This is a genomic window from Afipia sp. GW822-FHT04G07, from assembly GCF_058800765.1.
The window spans coordinates 340285-358095 of sequence record NZ_JBXAMP010000002.1 but is presented as its reverse complement, the minus strand read 5'-3'; the positions used below and the strand labels follow the sequence as shown (position 1 = coordinate 358095).

The window sequence follows — 17811 nt, the reverse complement described above, 5'->3', positions numbered from 1 at the left end:
ATCATTCTCATTATTCCGTTTCATCAAAAGGTACGTTCATGCACACACGTCGCACATTGACCACGTTCGCGATCACCGCCGTAGCGGCGCTGACGCTTTCATCGATCATTCCAGCGCAGGCGCAGGAGAAAGTGGTCCGCATCGGCTTCCAGAAATACGGCAAGCTGGTGCTGCTCAAGAGCAAGGGCTCGCTGGAGCCGAAACTAAAAGCGCTGGGTTACAGCGTGGTCTGGACCGAATTTCCGTCGGGGCCGCCGCTGCTCGAAGCGCTCAACGTCGGCGCGATCGACTTCGGCAACACGGGCGAAGCCCCGCCGATCTTCGCGCAGGCCGCCGGTGCGCCGATTCAATATGTCGCCTACGAGCCGCCCGCGCCGAAAGGTGAGGCGATCCTTGTCCCGAAAGACAGCAAGCTCGCGACCGTCGCCGACCTGAAAGGCAAGAAGGTCGCGCTGAACAAAGGCTCCAACGTTCACTATCTTTTGGTGAAGGCGCTGGAGAAGGCGGGTGTCAAATATTCCGAGATCACGCCGGTGTTCCTTGCGCCCGCCGATGCGCGCGCGGCGTTCGAGAAAGGCGCGGTCGATGCGTGGGTGATCTGGGATCCGTTCCAGGCGGCGGCCGAAGTGGCGACAGAGGCGCGCACGCTGGCGGACGGCACCGGCATCGTGTCGAACTATCAGTTCTATTTCTCGTCGCAGAAGTTTCTGGGCGCCGATCCGAAGATCGTCGATCTGGTGCTGGCGCAGCTGAGCGAGGTTGACGACTGGGCGAAGGGAGACATCAAGGCCGTCGCCGAACAGCTCAGCCCGTCGGTCGGATTGCCGGTGCCGGTACTCGAACTCGCTCTGAAGCGTCAGTCTTACGGCATCAAGCCGATCAACGACACGGTGATCGCCGAACAGCAGCAGGTCGCGGACACGTTCTTTTCGCTCGGTCTGATCCCGAAGGCGATCAGGATTTCCGACGTTGCAAGAAAGTCCGGATCATGAGCGCGAATACTCCAGCCAACGTTCTCTGGTTTTTGCCGACACACGGTGACAGCCGCTATCTCGGCACCACCACCGGCGGACGCGAGGTGAACTTCAACTACCTGCGGCAGATCGCGCAGGCTGCGGACCAACTCGGCTATTTCGGTGTGCTGCTGCCGACCGGGCGAAGCTGCGAGGATTCATGGGTGGTCGCCTCCGCCGTGGCGCCATGGACCGAACGGCTGCGTTATCTCGTGGCGGTGCGTCCCGGGTTGCAATCGCCAAGCGTTGCCGCACGCATGACCGCGACGCTGGATCGCGTGTCCAACGGACGTCTGCTGATCAACGTCGTGACCGGCGGCGATCCCGTCGAGAACAAGGGCGACGGTATTTTCCTCGATCATGACGAACGCTATGCCGTGACGCGCGAGTTTCTGAACGTCTACAGCGATCTGCTCTCGGGCAAGACCGTGAACGTGCAGGGCAAGCACATCTCGATCGAGGACGGCCGCCTGCTGTTTCCGCCAGTGCAATCGCCGCGCCCGCCGCTGTATTTCGGCGGTTCGTCGGATGCCGGCATCGATGTCGCAGTCGATACGGTCGACAAGTATCTGACATGGGGCGAGCCCCCGGCGCAGGTGGCAGAGAAGGTCGCGCGCGTGAAGGCCGCGGCCGCCAAGAAGGGCCGCAAGCTCTCCTTCGGCATCCGTCTGCATGTGATCGTGCGCGAAACCAATGAAGCGGCGTGGCGCGCGGCGGACGAACTGATTCAATACGTCACCGACGACACCATCGCGCAGGCGCAGAAGATTTTCTCGCGCATGGATTCGGTCGGCCAGCAGCGCATGGCGCAATTGCACGGCGGCCGGCGCGACAAGCTCGAGATCAGCCCGAACCTCTGGGCCGGCGTCGGTCTGGTGCGCGGCGGCGCGGGGACGGCGCTGGTCGGTGATCCGCAGACGGTTGCGGCGCGCATCAAGGAATATCAGGACGTCGGCGTCGATACTTTCATCATGTCGGGTTATCCGCATCTCGAGGAAGCTTATCGCTTCGCCGAACTGGTGTTCCCGCTGCTCAACCTCAATCAGTCCAATGTGGCGCCGTTGCGCGTCAACACCGGCCCGTTCGGGGAGACCATCGGCAACGACTATCGTCCCCAGAAGCAGGCATCGTCGTCATGAGTCTCGCTGACACCGTATCGCAGCCCCGCGCGCGCGGGTTTCGCATTCCGCGCGCCGACGGCCTGACCCAGTGGATCGTGCCGCTGGTCATCCTTCTGGTTTGGCAGATCGCCTGTGTCACCGGCTTCGTGTCGGCGCGGGTGTTGCCTGCGCCGAGCGACGTCGCGGTGGCGGGCTGGAAGCTGGCGTTGTCCGGCGAGCTTGCGAAGAATATCTGGGTCAGCTTCTGGCGCGCGAGCGTCGGCTTTCTGATCGGCGGCGCGATCGGTTCCGCGTTCGGTCTGGCCAACGGGTTGTCGCAGATCAGCAATAAGCTCACCGACACGACCTTGCAGATGGTGCGCAACGTGCCGCATCTGGCGCTGATCCCGCTGGTGATCCTGTGGTTCGGCATCGACGAGTCGGCCAAGCTGTTCCTGGTGGCGCTCGGCGTGTTCTTCCCGATCTATCTCAACACGCTGCACGGAATCAAAACCGTGGACCCGCAGCTGATCGAAATGGGCCGCATCTACGGCATGACCAACAGCGAGTTGTTTCGCCGCGTGATCTTCCCCGGCGCGCTGCCGTCGATTTTCGTGGGGCTGCGCTTCGCACTCGGCATCATGTGGCTGACGCTGATCGTGGCGGAAACCATCGCGGCCTCGTCGGGCCTCGGCTACATGGCGATGCAGGCGCGCGAATTCATGCTGATCGACGTCGTCGTGCTCAGCATCCTGATCTATGCGCTGCTCGGCAAGCTAGCCGATAGCACCGCGCGCGTGCTGGAGCGGTTCACGCTGTCCTGGCATCCGGCCTTTCAGAAATAACGGGAATGAACATGACGCAGGCATTTCGATTCGCTCCGGCCGACGCAAAAGTGCTGGACGCTGCCACCGATCTGATCCGTGAGGCGCAGGTGGCGCGGGACGGAACGCGCGATTCCTCGCGCGCGCTGTCGCTGACCATTCGCGGCCTTCGCAAATCGTTCGGCGACAATGAAGTACTGCGCGGCATCGATCTTCATATTCCGGCGGGGCAGTCCGTCGCCATCGTCGGCAAATCGGGCTGCGGCAAGAGCACGCTGCTGCGCCTGATCGGCGGGCTGGACGAGCCGAGCGCGGGGACCATCGAGTTCGGCGACCATGAGGGCCGCCCGAGTGACCACGTCCGCGTCATGTTTCAGGAGCCGCGGCTGCTGCCGTGGGCGCGGGTGCTGTCGAATGTCGAAGTCGGTCTCGGCCGCGACCGCAATTCGCCGGATGCGAAAATTCGCGCCGACGATGCGTTGAAGGAGGTCGGCCTTGACGAAAAGCGGGACCAGTGGCCCGCGGTATTGTCGGGCGGACAGAAGCAGCGCGTCGCGCTGGCGCGCGCGCTGGTCAGCCATCCGCGCGTGCTGGCGTTTGACGAGCCGCTTGGTGCGCTCGATGCGCTGACGCGCATTTCGATGCAGCGTCTGCTGGAAAGCGTCTGGCACGACCAGGGCTTTACCGCGATTCTGGTGACCCACGACGTGGCCGAAGCGGTGGCCCTGGCGGATCGCGTGCTGGTCATTGAAGACGGCCGCATCGCCCACGATATCAATGTCGATCTGGCGCGCCCGCGCCAGCGTGGCTCCGCGGACCTCGCGGCGCTGGAAGGCACCATTTTGCGCGAACTGCTGAAAGAGACCGGCGAAGCCGCTGGCGCGTGAGGCTGACATGAATTCGCTGGTCCGGAACATCCGCGAGACCAAGATCGACGCTTCGGCGTCGGCCGACAGTTTTCGCAATGCCATGCGCTCGCTTGCGGGTGGTGTGAGCGTTATCACGGTCGGGCGGGGCAACGATCTGTCCGGCATGACCGTGACGTCGGTGTCGTCGCTGTCGGTGGAGCCGGCGACACTGATCGTCAGCGTCAACCGCCAGTCGTCGTCGTGGCCGCTGCTTCAGAAGCATGGCGTATTCGGCGTCAACATTCTCGGCGCTGACCAAGTGGACGTCGCCGAACGGTTTTCCGGCATCGGCGGCCTGAAGGGCGCTGCGCGATTCGCCGGCGCCGAGTGGATCAGTCTCGCATCCGGCGTGCCGCTGCTGGCCGGCGCGCTGGCGGCGTTCGACTGCGAGGTCGAGCATGTCCTCGAGCGCCATTCCCATGCCATCGTGATCGGGCGGGTGCTCGATTTGCGGGTGTCGTCGGGCAAGGGCGCGCTGACCTATTGGCAGGGGGAGTATGTTGCCCTCGACCAGAACGAGGACGCGGCGCGTCTGGCCGAGGTCAGCCTGCCGACGTCACGGGCGCTCTGGCAGATTTGACCTGATTTTCCTTAATTCCCGCCGTTTCCAATGCGTTTGCATTCCGGGGACCGCTCGCCGTATGGTGCCGCCGAATGACGGTCAACGGAGCGGACGTGGCAAAAACTTCAATGCGGATCGGCACGCGCAAAAGCACGATGGCGCTGGTGCAGACCGGGGAAATCGCGCGCCAGCTGTCCGCCGCCGTTTCCGATCTGGATGTCGAGATCGTCAAGTTCGAGACGCGCGGCGACTCGGACCAGACCGGTCTTTTGCTGACGCACGGCGGCAAGGGCGGGGCGTTCGTCGATCAGATTCGCAGCGCTATAACCGCAGGCGATCTGCAAGCGGCGATGCATTCGCTGAAGGATATGCCGGGGAATGAGGACACGCCGGGTCTTGTGATCGGCGCGACGCTGAAACGCGACCCGCCGACCGATGCGCTGGTGTTGCGCGCGGGCGTGACGTTCGAGGATCTGAAGCGGACCAAGGGCAAAGGCTTCAAGATCGGCACCAATGCGGTGCGGCGTGCGGCTTATGTGCGCAGGTTGTTTCCCGAGATCGAGGTGATTCATTTTCGCGGCGCAGCCGACACGCGGGTGCGCAAACTCGACAATGGCGAGTTGCAGCGGCTGCCGGATGGCGGTGCGGCCGGTCCGGCGGATGCGCTGATCATGGCGCGGACGGGTTTGGAGCGCGTCGGGCTCGGCGCGCGCGTCGCCCATGAGTTCACAACGCGCGAGATGTTGCCGGCGGCAGGACAGGGCATCGTGGCGGTGGAATGCGCCGCGAACGACTGGCAGACGCGGCGTTATCTGTCGCTGATCGATGATCCCGCCGCGCATCTGTCCGCCGATGCGGAGCGCGAGGTGTTGTGGGTGCTCAACGGCCATTGCAATTCGCCGATCGCGGGCTTCTCGACGATCGACGGCCGCGACATGACGCTGACCGCGTCGGTGCTCGATCTCGAAGGCGGTCAGTTGCTGGAAGCCACGCGCAGCGGTCCGGCGGACAAGCCGCGCGAGCTGGGTCGCGCCGTGGCGTTCGATCTTCTGGCAAAGGGCGCTGCGGAGATTATTGAGCGGTCGCGGCCGGTCTAGCCTTTATACGCCCGCACGCGTTTGAGCATCTGCTCGACATGGGCGACCGGCGTTTCCGGCTGGATGCCATGGCCGAGATTGAAGATGAACCGGCCGCTCGCGTAATTCGCCAGCACATCATCCACCGCGCGGTCGAGCGCCGCGCCGCCCGCGATTAGCGCCAGTGGATCGAGATTACCCTGCACGGCGACATGGCTTTGCACGCGCTCGCGGATCAGCGTCGGCTCAGCCGCCCAGTCGATGCTGACGCCATCCACGCCGGTGCGTCCGACATACAGCGGAAGTTGCGCGCCCGCACCGCGCGGGAATCCGATGATCTTCGCACCGGGCGCTTTCGCGCGCACGCCCTCAACAATGCGTCGCGTCGGCTCGACGGACCAGCGCTGGAATTCGCGCGGCGGCAATACGCCCGCCCAGGTGTCGAAAATCTGCAGGACATCCGCGCCGGCTTTCAGCTGGCCGAGCAGATATTCAATTGAGTTCTCCACCAGCACGTCGATGATTTTCGCGAACGCTTCTGGCTCCCGATAGGCAAGCATCCGCGCAGGCGCTTGATCCGGCGTCCCTTGGCCCGCGACCATGTAGGTCGCCACCGTCCACGGCGCGCCGCAGAAGCCGATCAGCGTCACCTTCGGATCGAGCGCGCTGCGGACCCGGCGCAGCGCTTCATAGACAGGCTCGAGCTTTGAAAAGTCGGCGGCTGTTGCCAGCGTCTTGATCTTCTCAGGCGTGTCGAGCGGATCGAGGCGGGGACCTTCGCCCACCTCGAAACGCACGGAACGCCCGAGGGCGTGCGGGATCACCAGAATGTCCGAAAAGATGATCGCGGCATCGAAGCCGAAGCGCCGTATCGGCTGCAACGTCACCTCGGCGGCCCATTCCGGATTGAAGCAAAGATCGAGAAATCCGCCGGCCTTCGCGCGCAAGTCGCGATATTCCGGCAAGTAGCGCCCGGCCTGCCGCATCATCCAGACCGGCGGCACCGGCTGGCGGCTTCCCGCAAGAACTTCAAGAAACGGTTTAACTGGCTGCGGCTGGCTCAAGCGAAATTCCGTTGTGAGACAATGGAGTTATCGCCGCTCTGATACACGGTGCCTCCGCATTTGGCCACCGGTTGACGGCTTGAATCAACCTGATACGTTCTATTTTAGAACTTATAGCATGGCAGCGATGACTTGCTCGGCCATTGTCGGGCGTCGCCAGCCTGCGGTAACGGTGTGACAGAACACAGGAGAGGGAACACATGAAAACGGCGATTACGGAACTGTTCGGCATCCAGCACCCGATCATCCAGGGCGGCATGCACTTTGTTGGCTTCGCGGAACTTGCGTCCGCCGTTTCCAACGCGGGCGGCCTCGGTATCATCACGGGTCTCACGCAGAAGACGCCCGAACTGCTGGCGAAGGAAATCAAGAAGTGCCAGGACATGACCGACAAGCCGTTCGGCGTGAACCTCACGTTCCTGCCGACCTTCGCGGCGCCTCCGTATCCCGAATATATCGCGGCCATCAAGGAAGCTGGCATCAAGGCGGTGGAAACCGCTGGCCGCAGCCCCGAGCAATATATGCCTGCGCTCAAGGCAGCGGGCATCAAGGTCATTCACAAGTGCACCTCGGTGCGCCATTCGCTGAAGGCCGAGGCGATCGGTTGCGATGCGGTCAGCGTCGACGGCTTCGAATGCGGCGGTCATCCCGGCGAAGACGACATGCCGAACATGATCCTGCTGCCGCGCGCGGAAGAGGAATTGAGAATTCCATTCGTGGCGTCGGGCGGCATGGCCGACGCACGCAGTCTCGTTGCAGCGCTCGCCATGGGCGCGCAGGGCATGAACATGGGCACGCGCTTCATCGCCACCAAGGAAGCGCCGGTGCATGACAACGTAAAGCAGGCGCTGCTCAAGGCGACCGAACTCGATACCCGCCTCGTGATGCGCGCGCTGCGCAACACCGAGCGCGTTCTCAACAACAAGAACGTCGAGAAGCTGATCGAGATCGAGAATGAAAAGGGCAAGGACCTGAAGATTCAGGACATCATGGATCAGGTCGCAGGCGTCTACCCGAAGGTGATGCTTGAAGGCGACATGGACGCGGGCGCCTGGAGCTGCGGCATGATGGTCGGCCTGATCAACGATATCCCGACCTGCAAGGAACTGATCGACCGCATCATGGCGGATGCGGAGTTCATTATCCGCAAGCGCCTGGCGGGATTCCTCGACGGCACCTACACGGTGACCGAGCCGCGCAAGAAGGTGGCGTAAGACTGCCGGTCATTCCGGGGCGCGAGCACTCGCGAGCGAACCCGGAATCCCGGAATTGTTTTCGATGAACTCGTCTGGATTCCGGATCAGCCCGCTGCGCGGGCTGTCCGGAATGACGTGTGGGATGTCCTCACGCCAGCCCATACGCCTCGCGCATCGCGTCAATGGCGTCGAGCTTGGCCTGAAACACCGACCAGTCGTCATTTTCCGCGATCGGTTTCCAGATCGCCTCGACCTCTTCGATCAGCATGGTGCAGGCCACGGTGTTCTGAAAGAACGGCCGATTGAGATCGACGTGGGGCAAAGCCGCGAAGTCCTTCAGCGCCTGCCGCACGGGATTGAACGCCTCGCTTGCGTAATGATCTTTTGACGGGCTTCTGGCGGCGCGCTCCGCGCTGGCCAGCCCGCCGAACCAGTCGAAGAAGGTTTGCTCGAACGGCGCCTTGCTATCCGACAGGAAGATCCACAGCGCGCGCGTCAACTCGGCATCGCGCTCGACGCCCTGCGATGCGACGCCGAGACGCCTCAGCATCGCGCTTGTGAATTCCGCGCGCAGCGCCGGCTCGAATGCGCCGAGCGCCTTTTCGAGTGACGGCTGGTCGGCAATCGGCAACAGGCATTCCGCCAGCCGCGTGACATTCCAGAACAGCGCGTCGGGCTGCCGGCCGAAGGCGTAGAGACCGGTCTCGTCGAAGTAGGCGGCGGTGAACGACTGATCAAGCACCGGCAGGAAGCGCCATGGGCCGTAATCGAAACTTTCGCCGGTGACGTTGATGTTGTCGGTGTTCAGCACGCCGTGGACGAATCCCGCGGCCATCCATTGCGCGCCGACCCGCGCGACGCGGCGGCAGACCTCTTCAAGGAACGCCACAGCGCGAGCAGGGGCGTCGTCGCGCCAAACGTCAGGCATGTAGGTCTTGATGGTGTAGTCGAGCAGCTTCTGGATATTTTCGATGTTGCGGTGAAACGCCTGACGCTGGAAGGAGCCGATGCGGATATGCGAATGGCTGAGCCGCACCATCACCGACGACCGCGTCGGCGACGGCTCGTCGCCGCGCTCCAGCGCTTCGCCGGTCTCGATCAGGCTGAACGTCTTGGACGTATCGACGCCCAACGCTTCCAGCATCGATGTGGCGAGAACCTCGCGTACGCCGCCCTTGAGCGTGAGCCGTCCATCGGCAGTGCGCGACCAAGGCGTCTTGCCGCTGCCTTTGGTGGCGAGGTCGAGCAGGCGGCCTTTGTCGTCGTAAAGTTGCGCGAACAGGAAACCGCGTCCGTCGCCAAGCTCCGGATTGTAGGTGCGGAACTGGTGGCCGTGATAACGCAGCGCCAGCGGCTCAGTGAAACTCTCCGCCAGCGGCGCGAAGCGTCCGAAATGCGCGATCCATTCCTCGTCGGTGAGCGTGTCGAGTCCCACCGTCTTCGCCGCGCGCCGGTTGCGGTAGCGCAGGATGTGATCGGGAAACGCCGCTGCCGCGACGACGTCGAAGAACTCCGGACCCAGCGCTGCATGGCTGGTGGAGGCGCGATAGCGGGGAGAGACAGGCATCAGGAGTCCGAATCGCCTTGCAAAACCATCAGAACGGCAGATGGCCGGTCTTGAAGTATGTCATGGCGAGGAAGCCGATTACCACGCCGACGATGATACCGAGAACGACTTTCATGCGGCGAACCTTTCGTTGTGAATCGACGGCACCGGCTTACGCCTTTTGCGCGCGTTAGTGAATCTCCGCGGACTTGGCCAATGCCTCTTTCAGCTTGTCCAGCGTGAACGAGGGGCTGCGCGCGATGCCGAGGATAGGCTCCTCGCGGCGTTCGCAGAGCTTTGCTGCATCGGGCAGTTTCGCGGCAACATTGGCCGGAATCACGACCGCGCCGTGGCGGTCCGCATGGATGAGATCATCCGAACGCACCGTCATGCCGGCCACGCACACGTCGTCGCCAAAGCCGTCGAGATGAACGTAGGCGTGCGAAGGCCCGACGCTTCCGGCCAGCGCCTGAAAGCCCGGCGCCCACGCCGGGATGTCGCGGATCGATCCGTCAGTGACCACACCGAGGCAGCCGAGCGCCTTGTGGACCGAACTGTTGACCTCGCCCCAGAACGCGCCGAAGCCGATGTTCGCGCCGTCGAGATCCTGAATAACGCTGATGCGCGGGCCGTGTCCGGTGCCGCAATATTCGTAATACGCCACGCGTTGCGCGCGCGCATCCGCCGCCGACAGGCTGGAGGCCGACGTGGCGCGGATTGTTGCGGTGCGGGCGTAACCCACCATCGGAGGCAGGTCCGGAAACGGGCAGACCAGCGGTTTTGTGGTGAAGCCGGTAAGGCGCCGCTCGGGCGCCACGACTTCCAGCGCGTTGCAGATGGTCGGCGTGTCCCAGCGGGCCAGCGCCTCGAGCAGCGATGCGGGATGGGGCGCGGAAACGGGATTTGTCACGGGTTGATCTCCAGTTGTTCTGTTGGCCGTTCGAGCCGGACCGGCTGCGTCTGGCGAGTTTGCCTGCGCATTGCGACGGCGGCAAGTATCAGGACGTATGCCTCATGTATGCTTGGCCCCGCTTGCGGTGCGGGCTGAATCAAGGCGATGATGGGCGCGCTTCAAGACCAACAAAACGTCAGGGGATGATATGGCGACCAACAAGAAGAAACTGCTGATCGTGGAAACCCTGTCGCCCGGCGGCTGGGCGCTGCTTCGGGAGCGCAGCGACATCGAGGCCATCGAATTCCCCAATACGATTTCCGCCCCCGATTTCAACGAGATGTTGCGTCAACATGCGCCGGTCAACGGCGTGGCGCTGGGCGGCACCGCGTTCGGCGCGAACGAGATCGTCTCGTCGGGCGAAATGATGGTCGTCACGCGTATCGGCGTCGGTTACGACGCGGTCGATGTGAAGGCGCTGAGCGCCAACAAGATTCCGCTGATGACGACGGGCATCGCGAACTCGCCCTCGGTCGCCGAATGCGCGCTGTTCATGATGCTGGCGCTGGCGAAGCGCGCCGCCGAACTCGACAAGCTGGTCAAGAGCGGCAACTGGACCAAGCGTCTTGGTGCGATCCCGTTCGACCTGCTGGGTAAGACCGCGCTGGTGGTCGGCATGGGCCGCATCGGGGTGCGGCTGGTGAAGCGGCTGGTGGCGATGGAAATGAACGTGCTGGTCTATGATCCGTTCAAGACCGCGGCCGAGATCGAGGCCGTCGGCGCGGAACGCGTGACCGATCTCGCAACCGCGCTGCCGCGCGCGGATTTTGTTTCGATCCATTGCCCCAAGGCGCCGGAAACCGTCAACATGTTCAGCACGGCGCAATTGCAGCTGATGAAGCCGACGGCGTATCTCATCAACACCGCGCGCGGCGGCATCGTCGATGAGGCCGCGCTTTATGCCGCGCTGACCTCGGGCAAGATCGCGGGCGCGGGCATCGACGTGTTCGCGCAGGAGCCGCCGCGTCCGGATCATCCGCTGTTCGCACTGGACAACGTCATCATGGCGCCGCATGTGGCGGGCGTGACGCGCGAGGCGCTGGACCGCATGAGCCTTCAGACCGCGAAGAACATGCTAAGCGCGCTCGACGGCAAGCCGATCCGCGAGAACGTTATCAATCAGGATGTGCTGAACTAACTCATGCCCCTGCAAAACCGCGTGTCGCCGTTCGGCGAGATTGTCGCGACCGCGCATCGCGGGCGCTTCACCGGCAATCGCGGCATCATCCACGATCCGGCGACGCGGACGCTGCTGAACCGGCGATGGTCCTCGAAGGCCTGGATCACCTGCGTCTGCGAGTTTCGCGGGCGCAAGCGCAAGGTGATGAGCCGGCGAAGCTGGACCGAATTGTTCTTTCTCGACGAAGCGACATCCTTCGCGGCGGGGCATCGGCCTTGCTTCTATTGCCGCCGCGAGGATGCAACGGCGTTCCGCGATGCGTGGGCCAAAGGCAACCGGCGCGACAAGCCGTATGCGACAGAAATGGACGCCGTGTTGCACAGTGAGCGTCTCGATGGCCGGGTGAAAAGGCTGCATGCGTTACACACGCCGCCGCTGAAATTGCCCGATGGCGCGATGATCACGTCCGGCGGCGAGAGTTATCTGATTGCGAGGGGAGAGGCGTGGCTGTGGTCGTTCGCGGGTTACACCCGTGCCTCCGCCAGTCTTGCCGATGCAAAGCTGCTGACGCCGCCGTCGATCGTCAACGCGCTGCGCGAAGGTTATCCGGTGCAGATCGGGCTCGACTGACGATGGAAGTATGGGCTCACGCTGGCTTCGGAATCCGGTGCATCTGCCCGGCGACGGCGCGGACATTGCGGGGCGCCGCAAGCCAGATCCCTGCCGCTGACAGCGCGCTGACGGCGATGCCGATGACGAAGGCGATGGTGTAGTCGCCGCAGATGTCATGCAGGATGCCCGTCACCCACGGACCGGCAGCGCCGCCGGCCAGTGCCGTAAACCCGATCGTGCCGAAGATCGTGCCGAAATGCTTGCCTTGAAAGATCTCGGCCACCACCGCGCCCATGATCGAGGTGAAGCCGTAGCCGAGAAATCCCTGTACGACGACCATGACATAGACCAGCGCCAGCGACGGGGCATACTGGAGCGCGATCAGCGCCGCGAAGCAGACCGCAAATCCCAATGATGAAATCGTCCAGATCCATTCGCGGCCGATCCGGTCGGACAGATAGCCGAGCACGATCTGCCCGGGAATGCCGATCAGGCTGACAAAGCCGAGCGCCCATGCTGCCGAGGTCGAGCTGAATCCGATCTCGACGAGATACTTGGTCTGATGCACCTGCACCGCGTACCAGACATAAAGTCCGCAGAAATAGCCGAGCGAGATCCACCAGAACCGCGCGGTGCGCACCGCGCGTTCAAGCGTCCAGTCCACGGACGCCCAGGCCGGATCGACGATGTTCGACGGCGGCGCGACGGTCGCGGCTGTCGGCGCGGCGTCGCCGTCCGGCAGCAGGCCGATATCTTCGGGGCGTTTGCGCAGCAGAAGATTGAGCGGCACCAGCACGACGAGCACGAGAATGCCCATCGCCCAGCTCGCCGCGCGCCAGCCGCTTTTGTCGATCAGCAATTGCACCCAGGGCAGGATGATGATGGAGCCGATACCGACGCCGGCGAAGGCGAGACCGACCGCGAGCCCGCGGCGTCTGACGAACCAGTTCGGCAGGAACAGCGACTGGCCGGAATAGCCCAGACAAATGCTACCCGCGCCGACCAGACAGCCGATGGTCGCGTAAAGATGCCACGGCTGCGTTGTCAGCGGCGCGAGCAGGAGGCCGACTGCCATCAGCCCGACGCCAAGCTCCATCAACGTGCGCGGCCCGCTGCGGTCCATCAGCCGTCCCATCAACGGACTGAGCAGCGCCGAGACCATAAACCCGAACGAGAACGCGCCTGCGGTGACGCCGCGATCCCAGCCGAATTCATCGACGATCGGCGCGAAGAACAGCGAGAACGACGTGCGGGCGTTCACGCCGATGCCCATGGTAATGAAGGTGACCCCGACGATGATCCAGCCGTAATAGAAGGGCAGGCGGCGCATTCGGAAGTTCCGGCAAGGACGTGGTCAGGACGGGAGTATGGGCGGAGAAACGCAGCGCGTCATGACGCGCTGCAACGGAAGCGAATCACATGATGCGCGGCCGGTGGCTGTGATTAAATTACCTGAGAGGTAACCGACGCAAGATGTCTCGTGGTCCCGGCGTTCGCCGGGACGACGATGAATTGTTATCTCGCATCAGCTTTCGCCGCCGGCCAGCCCGACCGCCCACAGCGCGAACGCATAGGCGATGGCGATTTCATCCAGCCTGTTGAACCGGCCCGACGCGCCGCCATGGCCAGCGCCCATGTTGGTGCGCAGCAGAACCGGACCACCGCCCATCATCACGGGGCGTAGCCGCGCGATCCATTTCGCCGGCTCCCAATAGGTGACGCGCGGATCGGCGAGGCCGCCCATCGCAAGAATGGCGGGATACTCCTTTGCCGCCACATTCTCATAGGGTGAGTACGAGAGGATGGTTTTGAAGTCGCTGGCGCTCTCGATGGGGTTGCCCCATTCGGGCCATTCCGGCGGCGTCAGCGGCAGGGACTCGTCGAGCATGGTGTTAAGCACATCGACGAACGGCACTTCCGCGACGATGCCCGCGAACAAGTCGCCGGAGCGGTTCGCCACCGCGCCCATCAGCATGCCGCCCGCGCTGCCGCCGTGTCCGACGATCTTTTTCGCCGAAGTATATTTCGCCTCGATCAGCGCGCGGCCGGCGGCGGCGAAGTCATCGAACGAGTTGGTCTTCTTCTCGCGCTTGCCGTCGAGATACCAGCCCCATCCCTTGTCTGCGCCGCCGCGGATATGCGCGATGGCATAGACGAAGCCGCGATCCACCAGCGACAGCCGGTTGGCGGAGAAGGAAGCGGGCATCGCCATGCCGTAGGAGCCGTAGCCATACAGCAGCAGCGGCGCGCTGCCGTCGCGCTTCAGGTCCTTGCGATGCAGGATCGACACCGGAACCTGCGCGCCGTTGTGCGAGGTAGCCATGATGCGCGTGGTGACGTAGTCGGCGGGGTTGTGGCCGGAGGGAATTTCCTGGCGCTTGCGCAGCGTGCGCTCGCGGCTGACCATGTCGTAGTCGAACACCTCGGACGGCGTGGTCATCGACGAATAGGAAAACCGGATCTGCGTGGTGTCGAACTCGTAGCCGCCGATGGTGCCAAGCGAATAGGCGGCCTCGTCGAAGGCGATGGCGTGTTCCTGTAAGGTCGCAAGATCGCGGATCACGATGGAGGGCAGCGCATTGGCGCGCTCGAGCCGGACCAGATGGCCGGAATAAAGCTCGATGTCGATGATGTAGATGCCGGGGCGATGCGGAATGAGATCGCGCCAGTTCTTGCGCGCGGGAGAGGCCAGTGGTGCTGTGACGATCTTGAAGTCGATGGCGTCGTCGGCGTTGGTGAGAATAAAGAGCTGATCGCCGCGATCCCCGATCGAATATTGCACGCCTTCCTCGCGTTTCGCCACAAGGCGCGGTTTGGCGTCTGGCGTTTGCAGGTCGATCAGCCGCTGCTCTGAGGTCTCGTGATCGCCGCCTGCGATGACGCAAAAGCGCCCGCTGGTGCTTTCGTGAATATGCGTGAACCAGCCTGAGTCTTTCTCTTCGTAGACCAGCGCATCGCTCGCCTGCGGCGTGCCGAGCGTATGACGATACACCTGCATCGGGCGGTGATTGTCGTCGAGCTTCACATAAAAGAACGATTTCGAATCCGCGGCCCACACCACGCCGCCGTCGGTTTCCTCGATGATGTCGGCGCTGTCCTGACCGCTGTCCCAGTTGCGGACGCGGATGGTGAAATATTCGGAGCCGCGAATGTCCGCGCTCCATGCCTCCAGCTTGTGATCGGGCGAATGGCGCGCGCCGCCGAACTTGAAGTACTCGCTTTGCTTGGCGAGTTCATCGCCGTCGATAATGAAACGGGCTGCGCTGGCTGTATTGTCGATGTCTTTCCGGGGCACGCGGCCGATTTGCTCGTGCTGGCCGCCCTCGCGGTATTTCTGGAAATACGCGAACGGGCCATCGGGTGAGGGCACGCTGGAATCGTCTTCCTTGATGCGGCCGCGCATTTCCGCGATCAGCTCTTTCTGCAACGGCGCGGTGTGACCCAGCACCGCGTCGGCGTAGGTGTTCTCGGCTTCGAGATAGGCGCGGATGTCGGGCTTGAGGATCGACGGTTCGCGCAGCACCTCCTGCCAGTTCTCGTCCTTCAGCCAGGCATAATCGTCCGTCACCGTGATGCCGTGATGGGTGAAGCTGTGCGGACGGCGCGGCGCGACGGGAGGAGTTGTTTTCGAAGTCATGCTGAGCGGGCTTTCAAGTGGCGGGAGGCAAGGAATTTTCGTGTGTCGTCCCCGCGAAAGCGGGGACCCATACTCCCTGACTTTGAATGTTAGCAGGATGTATGTTGTGCCGTGCCGACAGACTAGGGGTTATGGATCCCCGCTTTCGCGGGGGCGACGATAAATTTGCATTTTGACGAGGCGATGCTAGCCGTCCGTCCTCGCCGCCGATGCAATGCCTGCGAGCGCGAGAACCGTATGCAGCAGCACATTCGCGCCTGCCGTGCAGTCGGCCTGGGTGGCGTCTTCCAGCTCGTTGTGGCTGATGCCGTCCTTGCATGGCACGAAGATCATTGCGGCCGGCATGACGCCCGCGAGATTGCAGGCGTCATGTCCCGCGCCGGACGTGATGCGGCGGTGGGCGTAGCCAAGCTCCTTGGTGGCGGCCTCGACGGCATCGACCAGCGCCGTGTTGAAAACCGTCGGCTCCTTGCGCCAGATTTTCTTCACATCGACCCTGACCTTGCGGCGGGCCGCAATCTCCGCTGCCGCCGCCATGATCCCGTCATGCAGCTTGTCGAGGGTTTTCGAGTCCGCGCTGCGCACGTCGATGGTGAAGGCGAGATCGCCGGGAATGACGTTGCGGGACGGATTGTCGATCTTCATCTCGCCGATGGTGCCCACCGCATTCGGGCCGAGGTCGCGCGCGATCTTTTCCACCGCCAGCACGACTTCCGAAAATGCGGCGAGCGCATCCTTGCGCAGCGGCATCGGTGTGGTGCCCGCGTGGCTTGCAAATCCTGAAATTGCGCCGTCGTACCAGATGATGCCCTGGCCGCGATCCACCACGCCGATGGTCTTGTTTTCGGCCTCCAGCAGCGGGCCCTGTTCGATGTGCAATTCGACGAACGCTGAAAATTTCTGTTTCCCCACCGCGTCCATGCCGCGATAGCCGATGGTGTCGAGCGCCTCGGCCACGGTGATGCCGTCGGCGTCCCTGCGCCCGAGAATGTCCTCGGTGGTGTATTCGCCGGAGTAGGCGGCCGAGGCCATCATCGCCGGCGCGTAGCGCGAACCTTCTTCATTGGTCCAGTTACAGACACAGATGGGAACGTCGGTCTCGATGCCCGCATCGTTCAGGACGCGCACAACTTCGAGCGCGGCCAGCGTGCCGAGAATGCCGTCGTATTTTCCGCCGGTGGGCTGGGTGTCGAGATGCGAGCCGATGCCAATCGGCGGCTTGGACATGTCGCGGCCCGGCCGGATCGCGAACATGGTGCCCAGCGCATCGACACGGACTTCACAGCCGGCAGCCTCGCAGGCGGCGCGGAACCAGTCGCGCACCTGCTTGTCCTCAGGCCCGAGGGTGAGGCGTCTGACGCCGCCTTTGGGCGTGGCGCCGAATTTTGCGGTTTCGTGGATGTCGCCCCAGAGACGCGTGGAATCGATCTGAAGATTGGATTTTGCTTTTGTCATGAGTGATCGTTACCGCAGGTTGTCGTCAGGGGCATCCCCGAAAATGGCGTGTCAGGTGTGCTTATGGACGTGCTTTTTGCGCGCGCCCGCAGGCTTGGCGCTCGCCTCGGTCGGGATCATCACCACGCGGCCGTAACGGACGCCGCGCTCGGCGATGACGTGATCGGCGAGATGCTTCACGTCCGCGGCGCTGCCTTTCAGGGCGGTGATCTCCATGCAGTTGTCGTTGTCGAGATGGACATGCAGCGTAGCCAGCGACAGGTCATGATGATCGTGGAAATTGTTGACGAGACGGCTGGAGAGATCGCGCGCCGCGTGGTCGTAGACATAAACCAGCGCCGCGACACACTCGCCGTTCTTGCCTGTGTCCTGCGCCGCCTGCTGCATTCCGGCGCGGGCGAAATCTCGAATCGCCTCGGAGCGGTTCTGATAGCCGCGCTCTTCGATCATGCGATCCAGTTCGACCATGAGATCGTCGTCGAGGGTGATGGTAACGCGCTGCATTGATGGGCTCCGTACCGGCGGACGCCGGATCATGGTGGGTCGCTGCGAGCATAGCCGATCCGTGGTTCCGGTGCGCCTGATTTCGCTGAGCGAAAACAGCAGCGGCTTCGAGGCTGATTTTCTTGAGGCGTAATGACGCATCGGCCTGATGCGCCGCAATAAGTGCGCGCTGACCAGTCTCATTGCTTTTCTTTCCCGCCGATTTCGGGGATCATCGATCCACAAACAACGCAGGTTCGGAT

The 17811-nt window shown here is 63.3% G+C and carries 16 protein-coding genes; 9 read left to right on the top strand and 7 right to left on the bottom strand.

Annotated elements, in window-relative coordinates; all coding sequences use genetic code 11:
• Positions 1-38: 38 nt before the first annotated feature.
• The 6 genes from AC1RKJ_RS21345 (at position 39) to hemC (ending at position 5504) form a co-directional block, all read left to right on the top strand.
• On the top strand, positions 39-992 hold the full coding sequence (locus AC1RKJ_RS21345; protein WP_492793122.1) for a sulfonate ABC transporter substrate-binding protein: 954 nt from the start codon (positions 39-41) through the stop codon (positions 990-992).
• Positions 989-2152: an FMNH2-dependent alkanesulfonate monooxygenase gene (gene ssuD / locus AC1RKJ_RS21340; RefSeq protein WP_492793121.1), complete on the top strand. Its 1164-nt coding sequence runs from the start codon at positions 989-991 to the stop codon at positions 2150-2152. Before AC1RKJ_RS21345 ends, ssuD begins: the two co-directional genes overlap by 4 nt.
• On the top strand, positions 2149-2958 hold the full coding sequence (locus AC1RKJ_RS21335) for an ABC transporter permease subunit (protein ID WP_492793120.1): 810 nt from the start codon (positions 2149-2151) through the stop codon (positions 2956-2958). Before ssuD ends, AC1RKJ_RS21335 begins: the two co-directional genes overlap by 4 nt.
• Positions 2959-2969: 11 nt before the next feature.
• Positions 2970-3824 carry an ATP-binding cassette domain-containing protein gene (locus tag AC1RKJ_RS21330; protein WP_492793119.1) on the top strand — a complete coding sequence of 285 codons (855 nt, stop codon included), beginning with the start codon at positions 2970-2972 and terminating at the stop codon, positions 3822-3824.
• 7 nt (positions 3825-3831) lie between these two features.
• On the top strand, positions 3832-4425 hold the full coding sequence (locus tag AC1RKJ_RS21325) for a flavin reductase family protein (RefSeq protein WP_492793118.1): 594 nt from the start codon (positions 3832-3834) through the stop codon (positions 4423-4425).
• Between the two features lie 110 nt (positions 4426-4535).
• Positions 4536-5504: a hydroxymethylbilane synthase gene (gene hemC, locus AC1RKJ_RS21320; RefSeq protein WP_492793253.1), complete on the top strand. Its 969-nt coding sequence runs from the start codon at positions 4536-4538 to the stop codon at positions 5502-5504.
• On the opposite strand, the gene hemE is transcribed toward hemC, so the two are convergent.
• Positions 5501-6472, bottom strand: a complete 972-nt coding sequence (gene hemE, locus AC1RKJ_RS21315; protein ID WP_492793252.1) for a uroporphyrinogen decarboxylase — start codon at positions 6470-6472, stop codon at positions 5501-5503. The genes hemC and hemE overlap by 4 nt on opposite strands.
• Positions 6473-6747: 275 nt before the next feature.
• Between hemE and AC1RKJ_RS21310 the strand changes: the two genes are divergently transcribed.
• Positions 6748-7761, top strand: coding sequence for an NAD(P)H-dependent flavin oxidoreductase (locus AC1RKJ_RS21310; RefSeq protein ID WP_492793117.1), 1014 nt, complete (start codon positions 6748-6750; stop codon positions 7759-7761).
• Positions 7762-7891: 130 nt separating this feature from the next.
• Here the strand turns inward: AC1RKJ_RS21310 and AC1RKJ_RS21305 are convergent, their stop codons facing one another.
• Positions 7892-9310: a protein adenylyltransferase SelO gene (locus AC1RKJ_RS21305; protein ID WP_492793116.1), complete on the bottom strand. Its 1419-nt coding sequence runs from the start codon at positions 9308-9310 to the stop codon at positions 7892-7894.
• Positions 9311-9479: 169 nt separating this feature from the next.
• Positions 9480-10199 carry an RraA family protein gene (locus AC1RKJ_RS21300; RefSeq protein WP_492793115.1) on the bottom strand — a complete coding sequence of 240 codons (720 nt, stop codon included), beginning with the start codon at positions 10197-10199 and terminating at the stop codon, positions 9480-9482.
• Positions 10200-10389: 190 nt separating this feature from the next.
• On the opposite strand from AC1RKJ_RS21300, the gene AC1RKJ_RS21295 reads away from it, so the two are divergent.
• Positions 10390-11379: a hydroxyacid dehydrogenase gene (locus AC1RKJ_RS21295; RefSeq protein ID WP_492793114.1), complete on the top strand. Its 990-nt coding sequence runs from the start codon at positions 10390-10392 to the stop codon at positions 11377-11379.
• Between the two features lie 3 nt (positions 11380-11382).
• Positions 11383-11991: a hypothetical protein gene (locus tag AC1RKJ_RS21290; RefSeq protein WP_492793113.1), complete on the top strand. Its 609-nt coding sequence runs from the start codon at positions 11383-11385 to the stop codon at positions 11989-11991.
• A gap of 16 nt (positions 11992-12007) precedes the next feature.
• Here the strand turns inward: AC1RKJ_RS21290 and AC1RKJ_RS21285 are convergent, their stop codons facing one another.
• The 4 genes from AC1RKJ_RS21285 to nikR form a co-directional block, all read right to left on the bottom strand.
• Positions 12008-13303, bottom strand: coding sequence for an MFS transporter (locus AC1RKJ_RS21285; RefSeq protein WP_492793112.1), 1296 nt, complete (start codon positions 13301-13303; stop codon positions 12008-12010).
• Between the two features lie 195 nt (positions 13304-13498).
• Entirely contained in the window at positions 13499-15610 is a 2112-nt protein-coding gene (locus AC1RKJ_RS21280) for a S9 family peptidase (RefSeq protein ID WP_492793111.1), read from the bottom strand.
• Between the two features lie 186 nt (positions 15611-15796).
• Positions 15797-17065, bottom strand: coding sequence for a Zn-dependent hydrolase (locus AC1RKJ_RS21275; RefSeq protein WP_492793110.1), 1269 nt, complete (start codon positions 17063-17065; stop codon positions 15797-15799).
• 51 nt (positions 17066-17116) lie between these two features.
• Entirely contained in the window at positions 17117-17569 is a 453-nt protein-coding gene (gene nikR, locus AC1RKJ_RS21270; RefSeq protein WP_492793109.1) for a nickel-responsive transcriptional regulator NikR, read from the bottom strand.
• Positions 17570-17811: the final 242 nt, after the last annotated feature.